The sequence below is a fragment of the Nonomuraea sp. NPDC049158 genome (genome assembly GCF_040648335.1).
In the GTDB taxonomy this organism is placed as follows: domain Bacteria; phylum Actinomycetota; class Actinomycetes; order Streptosporangiales; family Streptosporangiaceae; genus Nonomuraea.
Genome location: NZ_JBEZDM010000024.1, coordinates 72,937 through 91,529, shown reverse-complemented (window position 1 = coordinate 91,529; position 18,593 = coordinate 72,937). Strand labels below are relative to the sequence as shown.

The window sequence follows — 18,593 nt, the reverse complement described above, 5'->3', positions numbered from 1 at the left end:
CGGGCGGTGAGGGTCATGCAGCTGCGGTCGCAAGGGACCGCGTAGACCTCATCTCCGGGTGAAGGTCAGCTCTCGCGTGTCGTGGTGGGCGGTGAGGGTCACGCCGCTGTGGTCGCAGCGGACCGACTGCAGCAGGGGAGTGTTGGACAGGACGGTGACACCGGGGTCCGCGCAGCGCGCGGCCGTGGCCGCCGCGTCCGCGCCGGGCAGGACCAGGCACGCGTACGTGGCGCCGACCGGCCGCGGGCCGTGGTCGAAGCCGACGGTGAACACCTCGGCGGCCAGCGTCTCGGTGGAGCCGGTCGCGGTAATGTCCGACCAACTGCCGCTCCGGCGCTCCACCCGCGCCGACATCGACTCCCGGTCGGACAGCGGCAGGTAACCGATCCGCCCCTGATGCACGAAGAGCCCGGTCGTCAATGGCCCCGTCGTCAATGGGCCGGTCGTCAGCGGCCCCGTCGTCAGCGGGCCGGTCGCCAGGCGCTGGTCGATCGTCGTCATCACCGGGTACTGGGCCGACGGCGCGGTGATCCCGGCCCCGAGCGCGACGAAGACGTCATCGAAGCAGAACCACGCCTTCCAGGCGTCCGCGATCCGGTCGGTCCCCGCCAGGCGCATCACGGCCATGCCGTGGCGGCCGTCCGTCCAGCCGCCGACATCCGGCGACGCGCCGTGCCGGCCGTTGGGGCGCGGGAGGAGCGCCGCCGGGTCGGGCGGCTGCTCGGCGGTCACGCCCGGGAGTCGCGCCCAGTCCCACAGCGGGATGACGGCCCGGTAGCCGTCCTCCGGCCCGTCGCCGACCCGGATGGGTGCGACGCCGTCGCCGAGGTGGCGGCCACGCAGGTTCTCTCCGTTCATGCTCTCGGTGGGCGCGGTACGGGTGGACGACATACGCACGGACACCGACCAGCCGGGCCGCCGGTGCACGAGATAGTCGGAACGCGGGTAATAACGACACCCGACGGGCCCGGCAGTGAGTCCCGCAGTCGGCTGCTCGGCCTCGGCCTCGGCCTCGACCTCGGCCTGGGCCTGGGCCTCGGTCTGGGCCTGGGCCAGCTGTTGCTCGAATGCCGCCAGCTCGGTCTGTCGGGGTGCACCGGCCGCGCGCAGGCGGCGGATCGCGGTCCGCAGGTCGGGGGTGGGTCGGCGGGCGTCCGCTCGGGTGATGTTGCGGCCCATGGTGGTGAAGTCGAAGCTGCCTCCGTGGATCGCCCACTGCAGGCCGTCCAGCAGGAAATCGGTGAAGAAGCCCACCTCGGCGGCGCCGAACGCCCACGGCGTGCCGTACACCACATAGATCCACAAGCCCAGGTCGGCGGCCAGCGCGAAGCCGTAGCCGCCGGAGTAGAGCTGCGCGCCGTGCTGGTGGAAGCTGAAGTCGTCCTGGATCCCCTCGTCGCGGGTCGGCCGCAGGGTCGTCGCCATCCGTGCGACCGCTGAGGAGAGCAGGTCGGCGTCGTCCACCAGCAGGCCGTGGCGCAGGACGACCGCCTGGGTCCAGACGAGGTTCTGGCCGGTCATCTCCCCGGGGCCCGCGCAGCCCGCGAGCCAGGCGCCCCAGGCCACGCGCTCGGCCGGGTCGAGCCGGTCGGCGAGCAGGAGGAGGGTGTCTCCGGCCAGTTGGGGTGCGGCGATCTCGTTGTACCACCAGTTGGCGCTGCGTGGCCCGTGGCGGCGCCAGGCGTCGAGGGCGGTCAGCGCGATGGGCTGGTGCTGTGGGGAGAGCGCCAGGGAGAGGGTCCTGGACAGGTGTTCCAGCGGCGCCCAGTTCCGGCCGTCGCCCCGGTCGGCGTAATCGAGGTCCGGCCACGTGCCGTCAGCGCCGGGCCGGTTCACCAGAGGACTGGGCCCGGCGGCGCCGGGATCGGCCAGCGGGCCAAGGGCAGGGCCGGTCGGGAGATCGGGGTCAGGACCGGCGAGCGGGCCGGGGATCGGGCCGGTTGAAAGGTCGGGGACAGGGCTGACCAGCGGGCCGGAGATGAGGCCGGGGGCGGGGCTGGTCAGCAGGCCAGGGGCGGCCAGGCCGGTGGCTGCGCCGACGGCGGTGGTGCCGGAGGCGGTGTCCAGCAGTTCGTGGCGCAGCCGGGCCTTGGCCGTTTCGAGGGCCGTTTCGAGGTCTGGCATGTCGCTCCTCAATCGTGGCGCAGCAGGACGAAGGCGCGTCAGTCGTGGCGCAGGGGGACGAAGGCGTGTCAGTCGTGGCGCAGCAGGGCGAAGGCGCGGTCGGCGCGGCGTACGGCCTCCGGTTCGACCTCCGCCAGCGCGCGCCCGTCCGCCAGGGCCTGCCAGTTGTGCTTGGCCAGCACCCGGTGCGCGGCCAGCACCTGCGCCGCCAGCAGCGAGGCGGTCACGGCGTCGGGGATCTCCGGAGCCTCCACGAGCGCGGCCGTCAGGGCGTCCTCGTCCATCGACATGTGGTGCAGCAGGCGGGCGGCCACGCTGGGCGTGCCGAACACCATGCGGCGAAAGGCCACCACCTCCGGCTGGTCGTTCAGCCCGGTGACCGGGTCGTGCCGGGCCAGGGCTTCGAGGAAGTGCCGGTGCAGCGCCGTCAGCGGATGCTCGCCGGCGGCGCGCTGCCGCACCACCCGCGCGAACTCGCCCTGGTGGTCGCTGATGCGGTGCAGGACGAGGTCCTCCTTGGCCGGGAAGTACTTGAACAGCGTCGGCTTCGACACCCGCGCGGCGGCGGCGATCTCGGTGACGGGAACCTCGTCGAAACCACGCGCCAGGAAGAGCGAGATGGCCGCCGTGGAGATGGCCTCGCGCACGTGTTCCCTCTGCAACTGCCGAAGTCCTGTCATGAGACCACTCTAGCAAAGTGTTAACCTGGTAAAAATATTAACCGAGTTAACCATGGAGGTGGGATGTCCACGCTCGACGAGGAGAGGCGATACGTCGAACAGTGCGGAGCCGGGCTGCGCAGGATGCTCGACGCGGCACGGGACAACGTGATCGTCGGCGAGAGCGTGGCGGGCGACCGCTACAGCGCCGAACGGCTCGGCCGCCACCTCAAGAGCCTGGCCAAGGAGCTGAGCGAGGAGCCGGAGGGCCCGCCGTTCTTCGGGCGGCTCGACTTCGGCGGCGATTCCGTCGAACACCGGGGGCGCGGCTACCACATCGGCAGGCGGCACATCACCGGCGAGCACGGCGGCCCGCCGGTCGTCATCGACTGGCGGGCGCCCGTCTCGCGGGCGTTCTACCGGGCCAGCGCCCGTGACCCGCTGGGTGTCGAGGTACGCCGCCGATTCGGCTGGGCCGGCACCACGCTGACGTCTTTCGAGGACGAACGGCTCGCCCAAGGCGAGGAGACCGAGAGCCGGATCCTGGCCGCCGAGATCGAACGGCCGCGCGTCGGCCCGATGCGCGACATCGTCGCCACCATCCAGCCCGACCAGGACGACCTGGTCCGTGCGGGGCTGGAGGAGTCGATCTGCGTGCAGGGCGCGCCTGGCACCGGCAAGACGGCCGTCGGGCTGCACCGGGCGGCGTTCCTGCTGTACGCGCACCGGCAGCGGCTGGAGCGCTCGGGGGTGCTGGTGCTAGGCCCCAACCGGGCCTTCCTCGGCTACATCTCGGCGGTGCTGCCCGCGCTGGGCGAGGTCGACGTCGAGCAGACCACGCTGGAGCGGCTGCTGGGCAGGGTCGCGGTCACGGCCACGGACAGCCCGGTCGCCGCGCTGGTCAAGCACGACGCGCGGATGGCCGAGGTCCTGCGCGAGGCCCTGTACGGGCGCATCGGCAAGCCGGTCGAGCCCGTCTCCGTCGCCGACGGCTCCTACCGGTGGCGGGTCGGCGCGGACGAGTTGCGCCGCATCGTCGACGACACACGGCGCGAGGCCATGCCGTACGCGATCGGGCGTGAACGGGTGCGCGCCCGGATCACCGAGCTGATGCGACGCCAGGCCGAGTCGCGCGGTCACACGGGCAACGCCGTCTGGACGCGCAAGATCGGCAAGGCGCTCACGCCGTTCCTGGACGAGATCTGGCCGGCCGTACGCCCTGAGGAGCTCCTGTGCGCGCTGCTGAGCGACCCGGGCCCGGCCGCCCCGATCCTGACGGCCGACGAGCGGGCGGCCATCACCTGGGCCCGGCCGCCGCGCGGCTACAAGAGCGCCAAGTGGTCCGAGGCCGACCTGGTGCTGCTCGACGAGATCGCCGGGCTGCTGGAACGGCCGCGCGGCTACGGCCACGTCATCGTGGACGAGGCGCAGGACCTGTCGCCGATGCAGTGCAGGGCGGTGGCCAGGCGCAGCGAGCACGGCTCGATCACCGTGCTCGGCGACCTGGCTCAGGGCACCACGCCATGGGCGGCCGCGTCCTGGCCGCGACACCTGGAACTGCTCGGCAAGCCGGAGGCCGGGATCGTCGCGCTGACGACGGGGTTCCGGGTGCCCGCGGTGGTGGTCGGCCCGGCCAACCGGCTGCTGGCGGTGCTCGACGTGGACGTGCCCGCCACCACGTCGTACCGCACCGATGGCAGGCTGCTCGTCACCGAGGTGACCGAGCTGGAGAAAGGGGTCGTCGCGGCCGCGCGTGAGGCGCTGGCCTTCGAGGGGTCGATCGGCGTGATCGCGGCCGACGCCGACGCAGGCCCGCTCACCGACGCCCTGTGGAACGGCGGCCTCGACATCGGCGAGCGGCTCAGCGTGGTGCCCGCCTCGATGGCCAAGGGCCTGGAGTACGACCACGTGGTGCTGGCCGAGCCCGCGGCCATCGTCGAGGCTGAGGCACGCGGCCTCAACCGCCTGTACGTCGCGCTGACCCGCGCGGTCTCCCGGCTGGACGTGGTGCACTCCCGGCCGCTACCTCTCGATGTCTTTACCACCGCCGAAATCACCTGAATCACCAGATGTCCTAGCCTGATCCGCTCGACAGGACGACCGACACGGTGTGTGATGGCCTCACGTCAGGAACGGGCCGCCGACTTGGTTGTGTTCTCGAGAGGAGCCCAGATCGTGACCTCCCCCCAGGATCCGCCCCCGGGCGACGATCCGTCCCGTCGTGAGGCCCAGTGGGCGCAGCAGCCGCCCCCCGGGCCGCCGCCTCCGCCCCCCTACGAGCAGGCGCCGTACGCGCAGTCCGGTCAGAAATCGGCCGGGCAGTTGCTGTCGATCATCGCGTTCGTCTGCGCGGCGATATCTCTGCTGTTCATTCCTATTCTGTTCGGCCTGGCCGGGATCGGGCTGGGCATCGCGGGTCACACGCGCGGCGAGACGCTGGGCAAGTGGGCCGCGGTCACCGCGGGTGTGGCGATGATCCTCGGCATGGTCTTCGGCTACATCGTGGTGTCCAACATGAACACCTGATCGCGCCGTCCCCTGCCTGCCGCCCGGTCAGGACGGTGGGCAGGGACAGCGGATCACGCGCCACCGCGAAGGTTCAGCGGAGCGGTCGCGCGGCGGGCAGGCGGAGCCGGTCGACGGCCTCGCGGCGGGTCTTCTCCGGGCGGCGGTCGTAGCGGGCCGTGGTGGCCGGTGACGAGTGGCCGACCAGCGCCTGGGCGGTGGCCAGGTCGACGCCCGCGTCCAGCAACTCGCCGATGAAGGTGCGCCGGAAGTCGTGCGCCGTACGCCGGGACGCCCCCGCCTCGCCCAGCCGCCTGGCCAGGATGTCGGCGATGCCCTGCCCGGTCAGCCCGACGGGGCGGCCCTCGCGCCGCCGTACGCGGCCCATCCTGCTGATCGGGCTGAACAGCGCGCCCGCCTCGTCGCCGCGCACCGCCAGCCACCGCTCGACCAGCCCGATCGCGTCGGTCGTCAGGTAGACCATCCGCTCCTTGTCGCGCTTGCCGCGGACCCGGAGCGAGCGGGCGCCCGGGTCGTAGTCGGACAGCGACAGCCCGCCGATCTCGGCGCGGCGACAGCCGGTGGAGTAGAGCACCGCGATCAGCGCCGCGTCGCGGATGCCGGCGGGCGAGTCGTCGCACGCCGACAGGGCCGCCCCCACGACCTCCGGCGGTACGTGGTGACCGGTGGGCAGGCGGCTCTGGCGTACCGGAGCCAGGTCGGAGGCGCGCGCGTAGTCCTCCGCGCTGCTCTGCCCGAGCCGCCACGACTCCTTCAGCACCCGGCGCAGCGCCACCAGGTGCTTGTTGACGTAGGCCGCCGACCATCCCTGATCGGTCAGCAGGGTGCGAATGCGTACCGTGTGCTCGTAACGCAGCAGATGCCACGGCTGGCCCGCGCCGCTGGCCGCCTCGTCGCCGGTGAGCAGCCGGGCCAGCCGGTCGAGGCAGCCGCGCATCGTGCGGCGCGACTCGGGGCTGGTCAGCGAGTCGAGATAGACGTGATAGGGGTCGCGGGCCGGCTCGACGAGCGTGGTCGGCAGGCCCGGTACGGCGGGCAGGCTCACCCGGCGATCTTAGCCCCGGGATCACTCTTCGAGGCGAGCCACAGCCTTGGCCCCGGGCTCACTCCTCCAGGCGGGTCACGGCCTTCAGCAGGCGGTCGACGTCCGAATGGTCGTTGTAGTGCACCAGCCCGACCCGCACCGCGCCGCCGGAGTCGCGGATGCCCAGCGCGCCGGTCAGCTCCCAGGCGTAGTTGTGACCGTTCCACACGTTCACCCGGCGCGCGGCCAGCGCCTCCGCGACCTCGCGGGGGGTGCGCCCGGCGACGGTGAAGTAGGCGGTCGCCGTACGCCTGGTGGGCTTGCCGTACAACGTGACGTGCGGCATCGCCTCCAGGCCCGCGATCAGCACGCCGAACAGCTCCTGCTCGTACGCCTCGGCCGCCGACAGCGAGGTGAGCAGCCGCTCCCTGCGCGTTCCGGTGCCGGGGACCATGGTGGCCAGGTGGTTCACCGCGGCCGTGACGCCGGCCAGGTCGGCGAAGGGGGATGTGCCCCGCTCGAAGCGCTCCGGCACCGTGTCGGGGGAGGAGGCCAGTTTGTCCGGTCTGATGGTCTCCAGCAGCGCCGGATCGGCGACGACCGCGCCGATGTGCGGGCCCGACCACTTGTAGGCGCTGGTGGCGTAGAAGTCGGCGCCCAGCTCCGCGATGTCCACGGGGCCGTGCGCGGTGGAGTGCACGCCGTCCACGTAGGTCAGCGCCCCCGCCGCGTGCGCCAGCGCGGTGATCGCGGCCACGTCCGGGCGGGTGCCCAGGATGTTGCTCGCGGCGGTCACCGCCACCAGCTTGGTGCGCTCGCCGATCAGGTTCGCGTACTGCTCCACCGGCAGCTCGCCGGTCGCCGGGTCCACCTCGGCCCAGCGGATCGTCGCCCCGGCCCGCGTCGCGAGCTGGATCCAGGGCCGTACGTTGGCGTCGTGGTCGAGCCGCGAGACCACCACCTCGTCGCCGGGGCCCCAACTCAGGGCCAGCGCCCCGGCCAGGCGATAGGTCAGCGTCGTCATGTTCGGTCCGAGGATCACCCCGTCCGGCAGGCCGCCGACCAGGTCGGCCACGGCCGCGCGGCAGGCCGCCACGATCTCGTCGGCGCGGTGGCTGGCCTCGAAGGCGCCGCCCGCGTTGCCGATGCCCGTACGGTAGGCGCTCACGATGGCGTCGATCACCGACTGCGGGGTCTGGGTGCCCGCCGCGCCGTCGAGGTAGGCGTGGCCGTCGTCCAGCGCGGGATAGGTCGCGCGTACCGATTGAACAGGAAATTTAGTGACAAAGGGCATGATGTGTTCATGCTCACCCTGAGAGAGCTCAACCGGGCCACGCTGGCGCGGCAGCATCTTTTGCGCCGTCATCAGGGCGGCGTGGCCGCCGTCGTGCACCGCCTGGCCGGGTTGCAGGCGCAGGAGCCGCGCCCGCCGTACCTGGGACTGTGGACCCGGCTCGACGGGTTCGCCCGCGACGACCTGCACGCGGCGCTGCGCGCGCGGACGCTCGTGCGCGCCACCATGATGCGCGCCACCCTGCATCTGGTGACCGCGGCGGACTTCGCCGAGTTCCGGCCCCTGTTGCAGCCGCTGCTCGCCGCCGCGGCGCGACGTTTCCCGGAGGTCGACTTCGCCGCCGTCGCGGTAGCGGCGGAGCGGCTGCTGGCCGAGGGGCCGCACACGTTCAACGAGCTGCGGCCGAGGCTGGAGAGGGAGTTCCCGGGCGCCTACGATCGGGCGCTCGGCTACGCGGTGCGCATGACGGTCCCGTTGATCATGGTGCCGACCGAGGACCGGTGGAGCTTCCCGCGTGATTCCGCCTTCGCCCTGCCGGGCATCGAGCTCGCCGCGGAGCCGGACATCGGGACGCTCGTCGAGCGGTACCTGGCCGCGTTCGGGCCGGCCACCGCCGCCGACATGCAGACGTGGTCGGGGCTGAGCGGGTTCAAGGCCGTGCTGAACGGCATGCGCGACCGGCTGGAGGTGCTGGTGGACGAGCGCGGCCGGGAGCTGTTCGACCTGCCCGAGGCGCCCAGGCCGGAGGGGGACGCGCCGGCGCCGGTCAGGTTCCTGCCCGACTTCGACAACCTGATGCTCGGCCACGCCGACCGTAGCCGCGTGCTGGCCGAGGAGCATCGCGGCGAGGTCGTGACCAAGAACCTGCGCGTCCGCGCCACCTACCTGGTCGACGGCTTCGTGGCCGGGACCTGGCAGATCAGGCGCACGGGCAAGAAGGCCAAGCTGCTTCTCACGCCCTTCACCCCGGTCCCGACCGAGGCGCTGGAGGAAGAGGCGATGGCCCTGCTGGCCTTCGCCGAGCCGGACGCGGAGGCCCGCTCACTTGAAGTAATGGGCTCTTGAAGTAATAGGCTGAGTCTGATTTGTTCGGGGCGGAGGTGTGAGCCATGCCGCAGCTGACCGCCCTGGATGCCCAGTTTCTCCACTTCGAGACGCCCACGAACATCGCCAACATCGCCGGCCTGGCCATCCTGGACGGCGATCTCAACCGCGCCGACCTCCAGGCCCTGCTGGAGCGGCGCCTGCCGTACGTGCCCGCGTTGCGGCGCAAGCTCGCGTTCGTGCCCCTCGGCCTTGACCACCCCTACTGGGTGCAGGAGGACGACCTCGACCTCGACTATCACGTACGGGAGATCGGGCTGCCGCCGCCCGGCGACGACCGGCAGCTGGCCGACCAGGTGTCCCGGCTGCACGCCCGCCGCCTGGACCGCCGCCGGCCGCTGTGGGAGATCTACCTGATCCACGGCCTGTCCGGTGGCCGCATGGGGCTCTACACCAAGATCCACCACGCGGCCGTGGACGGCATCGGCGGCGCCGACGTCCTGGCCGCGCTCCTCGACGTGGGCCCCATACCCGCGCCGTCGCCCGCGGTCGCGCCCGAGCGCGACTCGGCGCCGCCGGGAGCGGCCGAGATGGTCCTGCGCGGGCTCGCCAGGCTGGCCGGCAATCCGGCGCAGGCGGTACGGTTCGCCGCCCGGGCGATGCCGCACCTGGACGAGATCCCCGTCGTGTCGTCGCTGCCGGGCAGCCGGATGGTGTCGGGGCTGGCGCGCCGGGTCGCCGGCTCCGGGCAGGCCCCCGAACTGCCGTCGCTGCCCGCGCCCAAGACGCCGTTCAGCGGGCCGGTCTCCGAACACCGGCGCTTCGCGTTCGTCTCGCTGCCGCTGGAGGAGATCAAGCAGGTGCGCAAGGCGTTCGGGGTGACCGTGAACGACGTGGTGATGGCCGTGTGCGCGGGCGCGCTGCGCCGGTGGCTGGCCGCGCACGGCGGCGTCCCGCGTCAGCCGCTGATCGCCGGGGTGCCGTTCTCGCTGCGGGAGGCGGGGACGGGCGGCAACCAGGTGACGTTCATGACGGCGCCGCTGGCCGTGCACCTCGAGGATCCCGTGGCGCGGCTGCAGCAGGTGCGGCTCGCCATGCAGCGGATCAAGGACAGGTTCTCGCTGGCGCCCGCGCGGTGGCTGCGCGAGCTGAGCGAGTCGATGCCCGCCGCCCTCATGGGGCTGGCCTCCAGATCGGCGTTCGGCCTGGTCGGGCAGACCGCGCCGCCCATCAACGTGGCCATCTCGAACGTGCCGGGCCCGCAGTTCCCCCTGTACGTGTGCGGGGCCCGGCTGCTCACCCACTACCCGGTCTCGGTGATCACCGACGTGAGCGGCGGGGTGAACATCACCGCCTTCTCCTACGACGGCTCACTGGACATCGGCGTGGTCACCGACCGGGAGATGGTGCCCGACGCCTGGGAACTCGCCGACGATCTGCGCGGGGCGCTGGACGAGCTGCTCAACGCGGAAAGGAACCTGCCGCAATAGCGCGTCGCACGCTGACCGGCGGCTTCAAAGGGTGCCACGGCAGGCGCCGAGCATGGCCGGGCAGCGGGTAGCGTGGAAGACGATGGTGGGATCGAGGCCGGACACGCGTCTCGTCGCCTTAACGAGTATGGCGGCGAGCTCACACTCGCCCTGCCCCGCGCACCCACGGCGAACCTCTTACGACGGACAGGTGCCGAATCACCCGCGCGCGGGAAGTAACCGATGATGGCCATCTTCGCCCCCCGGGCCGCGGTCGTCCAGCCGGACCCCCGCATCAGGAGCAGCCGGACTGCGTGGTCGGCGACGACCTGCCCCGTCTCCCGCTTCCTCGCCCCCGAGGGACTTCTTGGTCCGAGATCGATATTCGCCAGTCGAACGACCCGAGCGAGGAGAGTGTCTTGTCCCAAGCAGCAGAGGTTCTCGAGCTAGACGAAAACGTCGCCGACGGCGCACCCGTCGCCGGCGCTGACTCGGTCAAGGCGTACCTCAAGGAGATCGGGCGGGTGCCACTGCTCAACGCCGAGCAGGAGATCGACCTCGCCAAGCGGATCGAGGCCGGACTGTTCGCCGCGGAGCGCCTCAGCACGGAGCCCGATCTGCCCGGTCAGCTCCGCGCCGACCTCGAATGGATCGCCGGCGACGGCCTGCGGGCCAAGGAGCGCATGCTGGAGGCCAACCTGCGCCTGGTGGTGTCGATCGCCAAGCGTTACACCGGCCGCGGCATGCTCTTCCTCGACCTGATCCAGGAAGGCAACCTGGGGCTGATCCGCACGATCGAGAAGTTCGACTACCGGCTCGGGTTCAAGTTCTCCACCTACGCCACGTGGTGGATCAAGCAGGCCATCACCCGGGCGATGGCCGACCAGGCGCGGACGATCCGCATCCCGGTCCACATGGTCGAGATGATCAACAAGGTGGCCCGGGCGCAGCGGCGGCTGTCCGGCGAGCTGGGCCGCGAGCCCACGCCCGAGGAGATCGCCGTCGAGACCGAGCTGCCCATCGACCGGGTCGCCGAGGTGCAGGGCTACGGCCGCGAGCCGATCTCCCTGCACACGCCGCTCGGCGAGGAGGGCGACAGCGAGTTCGGCGACCTCATCGAGGACACCGAGGCCGTCTCCCCGGCCGACGCGGTCTCGTTCACCCTGCTCCAGCAGCAACTGCGGGCCCTGCTCGACGAGCTGTCCGAGCGCGAGGCGGGCGTCATCTCGATGCGGTACGGCCTGAACGACGGCAAGCCGATGACCCTCGACGAGATCGGCAGGATCTACGGGGTGACGCGCGAGCGGATCCGGCAGATCGAGGCCAAGACCATGTCCAAGCTCCGCCACCCGTCGAGGGCTCTGGCACTGCGCGAATACCTCAGCTAGGTCGGGCTTACCTCGGCTAGGACGGGGCTCAGCTGGGGGCGGGCGGTTCAGCTCGGGCGGGCGGTCAGCCATGTCCGGTCGGGGGTCAGGTAGCGGTCCACGACCAGCCCGGACTCGGCCAGAGCCGTGGTGAGCTGATCGTCGCTGAGCGGCCGCTCGACGATCGACTGGGTCCAGACACGGCCGTCCGTCTCGTACCTCAGGGTGAGGTTCACCAGACCCCGCCCTGACGGGGCGAACTCGGTGATCGTGGTGGTGAACCCGGAGCGCCCGAAGGTCGTCCCCACTGACCAGGTGGCGCGTACGTCCAGCGGAATCCACTGGATCACCACCACGCCGTCGTCGCGCACATGGCGGCGGCAGCAGTCGAGAAACCGCCGCCTGGTCGAGACCTGCGGCACGTGAACGAGCAGCGAGGCCAGCAGCACGGCGTCGAAGCGGCGCTCGAGCGCGAGGTCCTCGATCCGCGCGTGGACCCGCTCCGCGCCCTCGACCCTGGCCAGCATCTCGGCCGACTCGTCGACGGCCACCAGTTCGTAGCCGAGGGCGGTGAGGGCGTGCGTCACCCGGCCCGCGCCCGCGCCCAGTTCGAGGATCGACCCGCCCGCGGGCACACCCCGCTGAATGATCTCCGGTTCGCCCGCGGCGTCGATCGCGGCGTAGAACTCCACCGGTGAGCCGTCGGAGGTGAACACCCCCGGTCCAGTGCCCGTGTTCATAATCGCACTGTAGATCGGAAAGGCGGCAGGCCGGGGTAATTCCCATTTCCACTTCATCCTGTGGAATTCCTGTGAACTCCGTGACGCCGGAGGCAATTGACGAACAACATCCGTTGGTTCATGCTGGGCGGTGTTGGCGGCCAACGGCCCCGGGATTTCGCGGCCGACCTGCTATTCCGTGACGAAGCTGCCACGTCCCGTGCTGTTCTCTTTACCATGCGCTTTGTCCGGAGGTGTAATGGAAATCGAGGGCACCATAAAGAAGATTCTGGCGACCGAATTGTTCGTCGAGACGCCGGCCGAGGAAATCAGCGACCACGAGAGCCTGCGCGACATCTACGGGCTCGATTCTCTGGGATTCACCGAACTCCGCGTGCAATGTGAGGACATCTTCGACGTCCGCGTCTCCGATGAGGACTTCGTACCCGAGAACTTCCGTACCATCGCCGCCCTCGCCGCGCTCATCCGGCGTCTGCAGGGCGGCGGGACGTGAGCCACGCGGGCCTGACCGCCGCGTCGCCGTCCCACGGCCTCGATGCAGATCTGCACCTGGATCACTACGGCGGCGGCCGGCTTCCGTTCGTCTCGGTCGGTGGCAGGGGCGTACGGCTGCGGCTGGCCGAGCGCGGCGGCGCCGGGGAGCCGTTCGAGGTCATCGACGCCTCCGGCGGGTACGCCAGCGCCTGCCTCGGGGCCGGGCACCCGGCCGTGCTGCGCGCGTTGACGCGCGCGGCGACGGATCTCGGGTACGCGACGGACGAGATCGAGGTCGCCGAACGCACCCGCCTCCTCACCGCGACGCTCGGCCCCGGCGGGCTGTGGCGCGACCACTTCCCGCCGGGCGAATACCACGCGGCCGGCCGCAACTCCGGCTCCGAGGGCATGGAACTGGCCCTGCGGCTGGTCCTGGAGTCGAGATACGACCACCGCCGGATGCGGCCCGACCCGGAGCGGGGCGGCCGCGATCTCGTGCTCGCCTTCCAGGGCGCGTGGCACGGATGGACGGGCGCGCTCACGCCATTGCTCAACCGGCGCCACTTCCGCGTCGGGCTCCCGGCGATGGCCGCCGACGGCCCGTACGGGCTGGCGGTGGAGCACCTTCCGTTCGGCGTCGCGGAGCCGTTGCGCGAGTTCTTCGCCCGCCACGGAGAGCGCCTGCTGGCCGTCGTCGTCGAGCCGGTCCAGGGGGACGCGGGCCTGCTGGTCCCCCCGCCCGGCTACCTGCGGACCCTGGCCGCGCTCGCCGCCGAGCACGGGGCGTTGCTGGTGGCCGACGAGGTGCTCACGTTCGCCAAGACCGGCCGGTTCTTCGCCATGGCCGACGAGGACGGCCCGATCCCCACCGATATCACCGTCATCGGCAAGAGCCTCGGCATGGGCGTACTGTCCACCTCGATGGTGATCGCCAGGCGGTCGCTGGCCGTACGGCCGTCCGGTGCCGTGGCCACCTCCGACCTGCGCCCGCTGACCTGCGCGGTGATCCACGACGGCCTGCTGCTGATCGAGCAGGAGAAGCTGCTCGAACGCTCGGCCGAGCTCGGCGCGCGGCTGACCGCGCTCCTCGGCCGGGAGGTGCTCGACCGCTTCCCCGAGACCTATCGGGGGCTGCGGGGTACGGGGCTGCTGCAAGGGCTGGAGCTCACGGAGGACGCCGCGGACCGGCTGCACGATTTGCGGTCGCACATCATCAGAGCGGGCTGCTACATCGAGTTCATGGCCGGCGCGGGGCGTCGCTCCCACGGTCTGCCGTACGTGTTCCCCACCATGCGCGTGGCGCCGCCCCTGGTCACCAGCCTCGCCGAGGTGGAGGAGCTGGTCGCCGCGATTCGGCGGGGGACGGCGACGTTCCTTGGCACGGGCGGGTGAGCGGGCCGATGAGTGGGCCGCGTCCGCTTCGCCGCCGTGTCGAGCACGTGGACACCGACGCCGCGGGGGTGGTCCACTTCACCCGCTACGCCTCGCTCATCGAGACCGCGCTGCTGGAGGATCTGGAGGCGATGGGCGTCGGCACCCGCCTGATGAGCGAGCACCAGCTGCAACCGGCCGTGACCGAACTGCGCATGCGTTACGGAGCCGCCGCCCGTTTCCCCGACCGGATCGAGGTACGCGCCGACATCGACCATGTGGGCGGGGCCTCCTGGCGGGTCTCCGGTACGGTACGCCGCCTGCCCGACCGCCCGGACGACGGCGCCGGACCGCTGCTCGCCTCGGGCACGCTCGTGCTGTGCCTGGTCAACGCGGCCGACGGCAGTCCGGCGCCGCTGCCCGCCGCCTTACGCGCCGCGCTGCGCGCCCAGCTGAGCGAAGAGAGGGCCGATGGCCGAGACGGGTGAGTCGACCCTGGGGTTCACGGAGATCAAGCAGTGGCTGCGGCACCGCCACCCCATGATCTACATCGACCGGGTGCTCGACTACGCGCCGGGAGAGTACCTGCGCAGCATGCTGTCGGTGTCCGGCACCATGGACGCCATCGCCGGGCACTTCCCCGAGCGGGGCATCTACCCCGGCAGCCACCTGGTCCAGGCCATCGCCCAGTCGGGCATCATCCTCTACCAGATGAGCACGTCGAAGCTGGCCGACGACGAGCTCACGCTCATCGGCTCGGCGCACAGCCGCTTCCACCGCATCGTGGTGGTCGGCGACCAGGTGATCTTCGACGTACGCAGCGACAGGATCATCGGCAACACCTTCCACTTCTCCTGCCGGGCCACCGTGGACGGCGAACGGGTGGCGGCCTTCCGCGGCTCCCTCATCCGGGTCACGGTCGAGCAGCTCGGGCGGCGGCTGTGGTGAACGTCTGGGTCACCGGGATGGCCTGGTCCACCGCCCTGGGCGACAGCCTGGCCGGGGTGTGGAAGCGGCTGCTCGACGGGGAGGACGGGTTCCGGGAGGTACCGTCGGAGCACCGGCTGCGCAACCCGCTCGCCGCGACCCTGTTCGACCCGTCGCCGGAGCTGAAGCCGTCGTCACGGCAGCGGGCCCTGGCGGAGAGCACGCTGTCGCGCGCGCTCGCCGACGCCGGGCTCATGCCCCGCTCGTCGGACGTTGGCGGGTCGTCCGGGGCCGTCCCTGGCGTGGCGGTGGACCCGTACCCCGTGCTGGGCACCAGCTTCGGGGCACATCTGGACGATGAGGACGGGGACCTCTACCAGTGGGCGGCCGATGTCGCCGCCGCCGCAGGGCTGCGGCTGCCGCCCATCGCCGTCAGCACGGCCTGTTCGTCCGGGTCCGACGCGATCGCCGTCGGCGCCGAGGTGATCCGGTCGGGGGTCGCCGAGGTGAGTGTGTGCGGCGCGGCCGACGTGGTCACGCCGGCCAAGCGGCTCGCGCACACCGTACTGGGCACGATGTCGCCCACCCGGCTGCGCGCGTTCGATCGCCGGGCCGACGGGACGCTGCTGGGGGAGGGCGCGGGATTCGTCGTACTCGAACGCGAGGAGTCCGCCCGCGCCCGAGGCGCCGAGCCGTACGCGGTGCTGGCCGGAACGGGAGCGGCCAACGACGGAGCGGGCATGACGGCGCCCGACCCCGCTGGCAGCGGCGTCGGCCTCTCCGTACGGCGCTGCCTGGCCGCCTCCGGGATCGCCCCGGACGACATCGCCGTGATCAACGCCCACGGGTCCGGTACCCCTGTCAACGACGCCGCCGAGTCGGCCGCCCTGACCAGGCTGTTCGCCGGGTGCGCGGTGCCGCCGGTGGTGTTCGCCACGAAGGGGGCGCTTGGGCACACCCTCGGCGCCACCGGCGTATTGGAGGCCATCGCGGTCGTGTTGGCGCTGCACTATGGCACGGTGCCGCCGGTCGCGGGCCTGGCGGAGGTGCTGGAGGGGTTCCCCCTTCCGGTCCCCGCCGGTCGGCCGAGCGGGCTGCGGCCCGGAGCGGGACTCAGCCTGACGCTCGGCTTCGGCGGGTTCATCACGAGCCTGGCCTTCATCCGGGGAGCGCGGCATGTACGGTGATCGGCCGCCCGGGGAGTACGGGATGTACCGTGATCGGCCGCCTGGAGAGCGGGGCACGTACGGGGATCGCCCCGGCCTGGTCACCGTGGCTCACGGGCTGCGTGAGACCGGTGACCTGGCGGCGGCTGGGCGCCGGACCGCTTCCTTCTATGCCGACCCGGCTGCCTGGCTCGTGGTGTCCGCGGTCGAGGCGGCGCTGGCCTGGGCGCCGGAGGTGGTGCGTCGGCGGGCGGCCGAGATCGGCGCGCTGGCCGTCAGTGACCACGGCAGCCGCCACACCATGCGCTCGGTCGCCGACACGGCCGCCCGGGGCCGCGTCTCCCCGCTACGCTTCGCCGGCGCGAACCCCGGCTCGCTCGCCGGCCTGCTCTGCATCACGCTCGGCTTCCGCGGCCCCAGCCTGCTGGTGTGCATGCCGCCGGAGCGCGCGGGGCCCATCGTGGCGCTGATCGCGGCCGGCTGGCTGGCGACCGGCCAGTGCCGCTACGTCGCCGTCGCCGAGCACAGCGCGAACAACGGCCACCACACCGCCACCGCCCGCATCCTGGCCCCGGCACCCGATGACCAGAGCGCGGACGGCCGGATCCCAGGTCCGCGATGAGCGCCGAGGACCTGGGCCTGTCGCTCAGCGAGGTGGAGACCTATCTTGCCGAGCGCGCCGTTGACGTCGACGGCGGCGTTGACAGCGGTGGCAGCGGTGGCGGGGCGGGGCCTGGCTCGTCAGCGCCTGTCGCGGCCATCGCCGAGCTGTTCACTGAGCTGACCGGCCGGCTGGGGGCGGATCGTCTGGGGTCGGATCGCCTTCGGACCGACCGGCTGGCGGCCGATCAGCTCGGGACCGATGGACTGGGGAACGTCGTGGTCCTCGCCCTGCCGAGCGGGACGGCGCTGCTGCGGTACCTGTTCGGTGCGCTGCACGGCGGGGCGGTGCCCGTCGCCGTCCCGCCCGCCATGCCCGCGAGTCGCCTGGTGGAAGTCGCTCGCCGTCTCGGTGCCCGTCTGCTGGTCGCCCCGTACGGCAGGGCCGTTCCCGGTACGGAGGTCAGGCGCTTCGGCCGTACGGCCGTCGCCGCGCTCCCCGGTCCCTGGCAGTACCACGATCCCGGCCATGTGATCATCCTGACATCCGGGACTTCCGGCATTTTCAGCGGCTGCCTCCACCGGGCCTCGTCTCTGTTCCGGAACGCCGCCAGGCACGCCGGGGCGGTCGGGCTGCGGGCCGATGACACGATGCTGGTCACGCTGCCGCTGAACTTCTCCTACGCCCTGGTGGCCCAGGCGCTGGCGGGCCTGGTCACGGGCGCCCGTCTGGTGGTCACCGGGCCGCCGTTCAGCCAGCGGGGCTACCTCGACGCCGTGCGCCGCCACGGCGTGACGAGCTCCTCGCTGACCCCCTTCCTGCTGCGGAACCTGGTGCCCGGCGAGCCGCCCCGGGGCCTGCGCATGCTCACCGTGGGTGGCGACGCCCTGCCGTCGGAGGAGGTCACCGCGCTGGTGCAGGCGCGGAGCGACCTGGAGGTGTACATCACGTACGGCCTGACCGAGGCAGGACCGCGGGTCAGCACCCTGGCCGCGCATCGTGAACCCGCCCACCGGCACGGTTCGGTCGGCCGCCCGCTGCCCGGCGTTGAGATGTCCCTACGCGACGTACGCGACGGAGTGGGGGAGTTGCTGGTGACCTCCGACACCGTGCTCGTGCGGCGGGTCGGCGTCGCCGACGGCCGCACTCGCGACACCTCTACCGCTCCGGGGCAGATCGTCACCGACGGCCGCGTTCCCGACCGACGTACCGCTCCGGGGCAGATCGTCACCGACAGTCGTGCTCTCGACCGACGTACCGCTCCGGGGCAGATCGCTACCGGGGACCTGTTCCGTCTCGACTCGGATGGCTATCTCTACTTCGCCGGTCGCATGGGGGACTCGTGCGTCGTGGACGGGGTCAAGGTGTCGCTGTCGTCGGTGCGTCGCCTGGCCATGGGGCTTCCCGGAGTCGTGGCCGCGACCACCCGCCCCTGCCCCGGCGGCCGAGCCGGGCACGCGGGTGACGACGGGCGTGGCACGTACACCGGTGAACACGGACACGGTACGCGTGCGGGCGACGACGGGCGCGGCAGATACGCGGGTGACGGCCGGCGCGGTAGATACGCGGGCGACGATGAGCACGTCGAGCACGACGGGCAGCGGTTCGTCCTGGAGCTGTACATGCGCGACGCCACCGATGACGCGGTTCGGCGCGTTCGGGCCGAGCTGTACCGTTTCCTGCTCCGCGCCGAACGTCCCTGCCGGATCCGGGGCATCCCCGCGCAGGAGGCCGTCTACAAGTGAGTCGGCTCCTCATCGATGCAGGAGGCCGCCTATTAGTGAGAGGGCCGCCCATAAGTGGGACG

Annotated in this window: 16 protein-coding genes and 1 pseudogene; 12 read left to right on the top strand and 5 right to left on the bottom strand. The window is 72.0% G+C overall.

The annotated features are described in order from the left end of the window. Positions 1–48: 48 nt before the first annotated feature. Positions 49–2,124: a polysaccharide lyase family 8 super-sandwich domain-containing protein gene (locus AB0B61_RS38685; RefSeq protein WP_358443053.1), complete on the bottom strand. Its 2,076-nt coding sequence runs from the start codon at positions 2,122–2,124 to the stop codon at positions 49–51. A 68-nt stretch (positions 2,125–2,192) separates the two neighbouring features. Next, the gene (locus AB0B61_RS38680) at positions 2,193–2,804 is read right to left on the bottom strand and encodes a TetR family transcriptional regulator (RefSeq protein ID WP_358443051.1); all 612 of its coding nucleotides are present in this window, start codon (positions 2,802–2,804) and stop codon (positions 2,193–2,195) included. A gap of 63 nt (positions 2,805–2,867) precedes the next feature. Between AB0B61_RS38680 and AB0B61_RS38675 the strand changes: the two genes are divergently transcribed. Both AB0B61_RS38675 and AB0B61_RS38670 read left to right on the top strand, forming a co-directional pair. Continuing rightward, entirely contained in the window at positions 2,868–4,844 is a 1,977-nt protein-coding gene (locus tag AB0B61_RS38675) for an AAA family ATPase (RefSeq protein ID WP_358443049.1), read from the top strand. Between the two features lie 114 nt (positions 4,845–4,958). After that, on the top strand, positions 4,959–5,309 hold the full coding sequence (locus AB0B61_RS38670) for a hypothetical protein (RefSeq protein WP_358443046.1): 351 nt from the start codon (positions 4,959–4,961) through the stop codon (positions 5,307–5,309). A 73-nt stretch (positions 5,310–5,382) separates the two neighbouring features. Here AB0B61_RS38670 and AB0B61_RS38665 read toward each other — a convergent pair whose 3' ends face one another. After that, positions 5,383–6,354: a tyrosine-type recombinase/integrase gene (locus AB0B61_RS38665; RefSeq protein WP_358443044.1), complete on the bottom strand. Its 972-nt coding sequence runs from the start codon at positions 6,352–6,354 to the stop codon at positions 5,383–5,385. A 58-nt stretch (positions 6,355–6,412) separates the two neighbouring features. Next, the gene (locus tag AB0B61_RS38660) at positions 6,413–7,627 is read right to left on the bottom strand and encodes a cysteine desulfurase-like protein (protein ID WP_358443041.1); all 1,215 of its coding nucleotides are present in this window, start codon (positions 7,625–7,627) and stop codon (positions 6,413–6,415) included. A 9-nt stretch (positions 7,628–7,636) separates the two neighbouring features. Between AB0B61_RS38660 and AB0B61_RS38655 the strand changes: the two genes are divergently transcribed. From AB0B61_RS38655 to AB0B61_RS38645, 3 genes and pseudogenes are all read left to right on the top strand, one after another. Continuing rightward, the gene (locus AB0B61_RS38655; protein ID WP_358443038.1) at positions 7,637–8,692 is read left to right on the top strand and encodes a winged helix DNA-binding domain-containing protein; all 1,056 of its coding nucleotides are present in this window, start codon (positions 7,637–7,639) and stop codon (positions 8,690–8,692) included. 44 nt (positions 8,693–8,736) lie between these two features. Then, positions 8,737–10,161, top strand: a complete 1,425-nt coding sequence (locus AB0B61_RS38650; protein WP_358443035.1) for a wax ester/triacylglycerol synthase family O-acyltransferase — start codon at positions 8,737–8,739, stop codon at positions 10,159–10,161. A 458-nt stretch (positions 10,162–10,619) separates the two neighbouring features. Further along, positions 10,620–11,528 (top strand): annotated as a pseudogene (locus AB0B61_RS38645) (RNA polymerase sigma factor); the annotation flags it as partial. A gap of 47 nt (positions 11,529–11,575) precedes the next feature. On the opposite strand, the gene AB0B61_RS38640 reads toward AB0B61_RS38645, so the two are convergent. Next, positions 11,576–12,247 (bottom strand): class I SAM-dependent methyltransferase, encoded by a 672-nt coding sequence (locus AB0B61_RS38640; RefSeq protein ID WP_358443033.1) that lies wholly within the window; start codon positions 12,245–12,247, stop codon positions 11,576–11,578. A gap of 238 nt (positions 12,248–12,485) precedes the next feature. Between AB0B61_RS38640 and AB0B61_RS38635 the strand changes: the two genes are divergently transcribed. Genes AB0B61_RS38635 through AB0B61_RS38605 form a run of 7 tightly spaced genes read left to right on the top strand, consistent with a single transcriptional unit; the run spans position 12,486 to position 18,531 of the window. After that, the gene (locus AB0B61_RS38635; protein WP_358443030.1) at positions 12,486–12,740 is read left to right on the top strand and encodes an acyl carrier protein; all 255 of its coding nucleotides are present in this window, start codon (positions 12,486–12,488) and stop codon (positions 12,738–12,740) included. After that, positions 12,737–14,113 (top strand): aminotransferase class III-fold pyridoxal phosphate-dependent enzyme, encoded by a 1,377-nt coding sequence (locus AB0B61_RS38630; RefSeq protein WP_358443027.1) that lies wholly within the window; start codon positions 12,737–12,739, stop codon positions 14,111–14,113. The genes AB0B61_RS38635 and AB0B61_RS38630 overlap by 4 nt, the downstream gene beginning before the upstream one ends. Positions 14,114–14,121: 8 nt before the next feature. Further along, complete coding sequence (locus AB0B61_RS38625) at positions 14,122–14,580, top strand: acyl-CoA thioesterase (RefSeq protein WP_358443024.1); 459 nt, start codon at positions 14,122–14,124, stop codon at positions 14,578–14,580. After that, entirely contained in the window at positions 14,564–15,040 is a 477-nt protein-coding gene (locus AB0B61_RS38620) for a hypothetical protein (protein WP_358443022.1), read from the top strand. Before AB0B61_RS38625 ends, AB0B61_RS38620 begins: the two co-directional genes overlap by 17 nt. After that, the gene (locus AB0B61_RS38615; RefSeq protein ID WP_358443019.1) at positions 15,037–16,206 is read left to right on the top strand and encodes a beta-ketoacyl-[acyl-carrier-protein] synthase family protein; all 1,170 of its coding nucleotides are present in this window, start codon (positions 15,037–15,039) and stop codon (positions 16,204–16,206) included. The genes AB0B61_RS38620 and AB0B61_RS38615 overlap by 4 nt, the downstream gene beginning before the upstream one ends. Continuing rightward, the gene (locus AB0B61_RS38610) at positions 16,196–16,807 is read left to right on the top strand and encodes a hypothetical protein (protein WP_358443016.1); all 612 of its coding nucleotides are present in this window, start codon (positions 16,196–16,198) and stop codon (positions 16,805–16,807) included. Before AB0B61_RS38615 ends, AB0B61_RS38610 begins: the two co-directional genes overlap by 11 nt. After that, the gene (locus AB0B61_RS38605; RefSeq protein WP_358443014.1) at positions 16,804–18,531 is read left to right on the top strand and encodes a class I adenylate-forming enzyme family protein; all 1,728 of its coding nucleotides are present in this window, start codon (positions 16,804–16,806) and stop codon (positions 18,529–18,531) included. Before AB0B61_RS38610 ends, AB0B61_RS38605 begins: the two co-directional genes overlap by 4 nt. Positions 18,532–18,593: the final 62 nt, after the last annotated feature.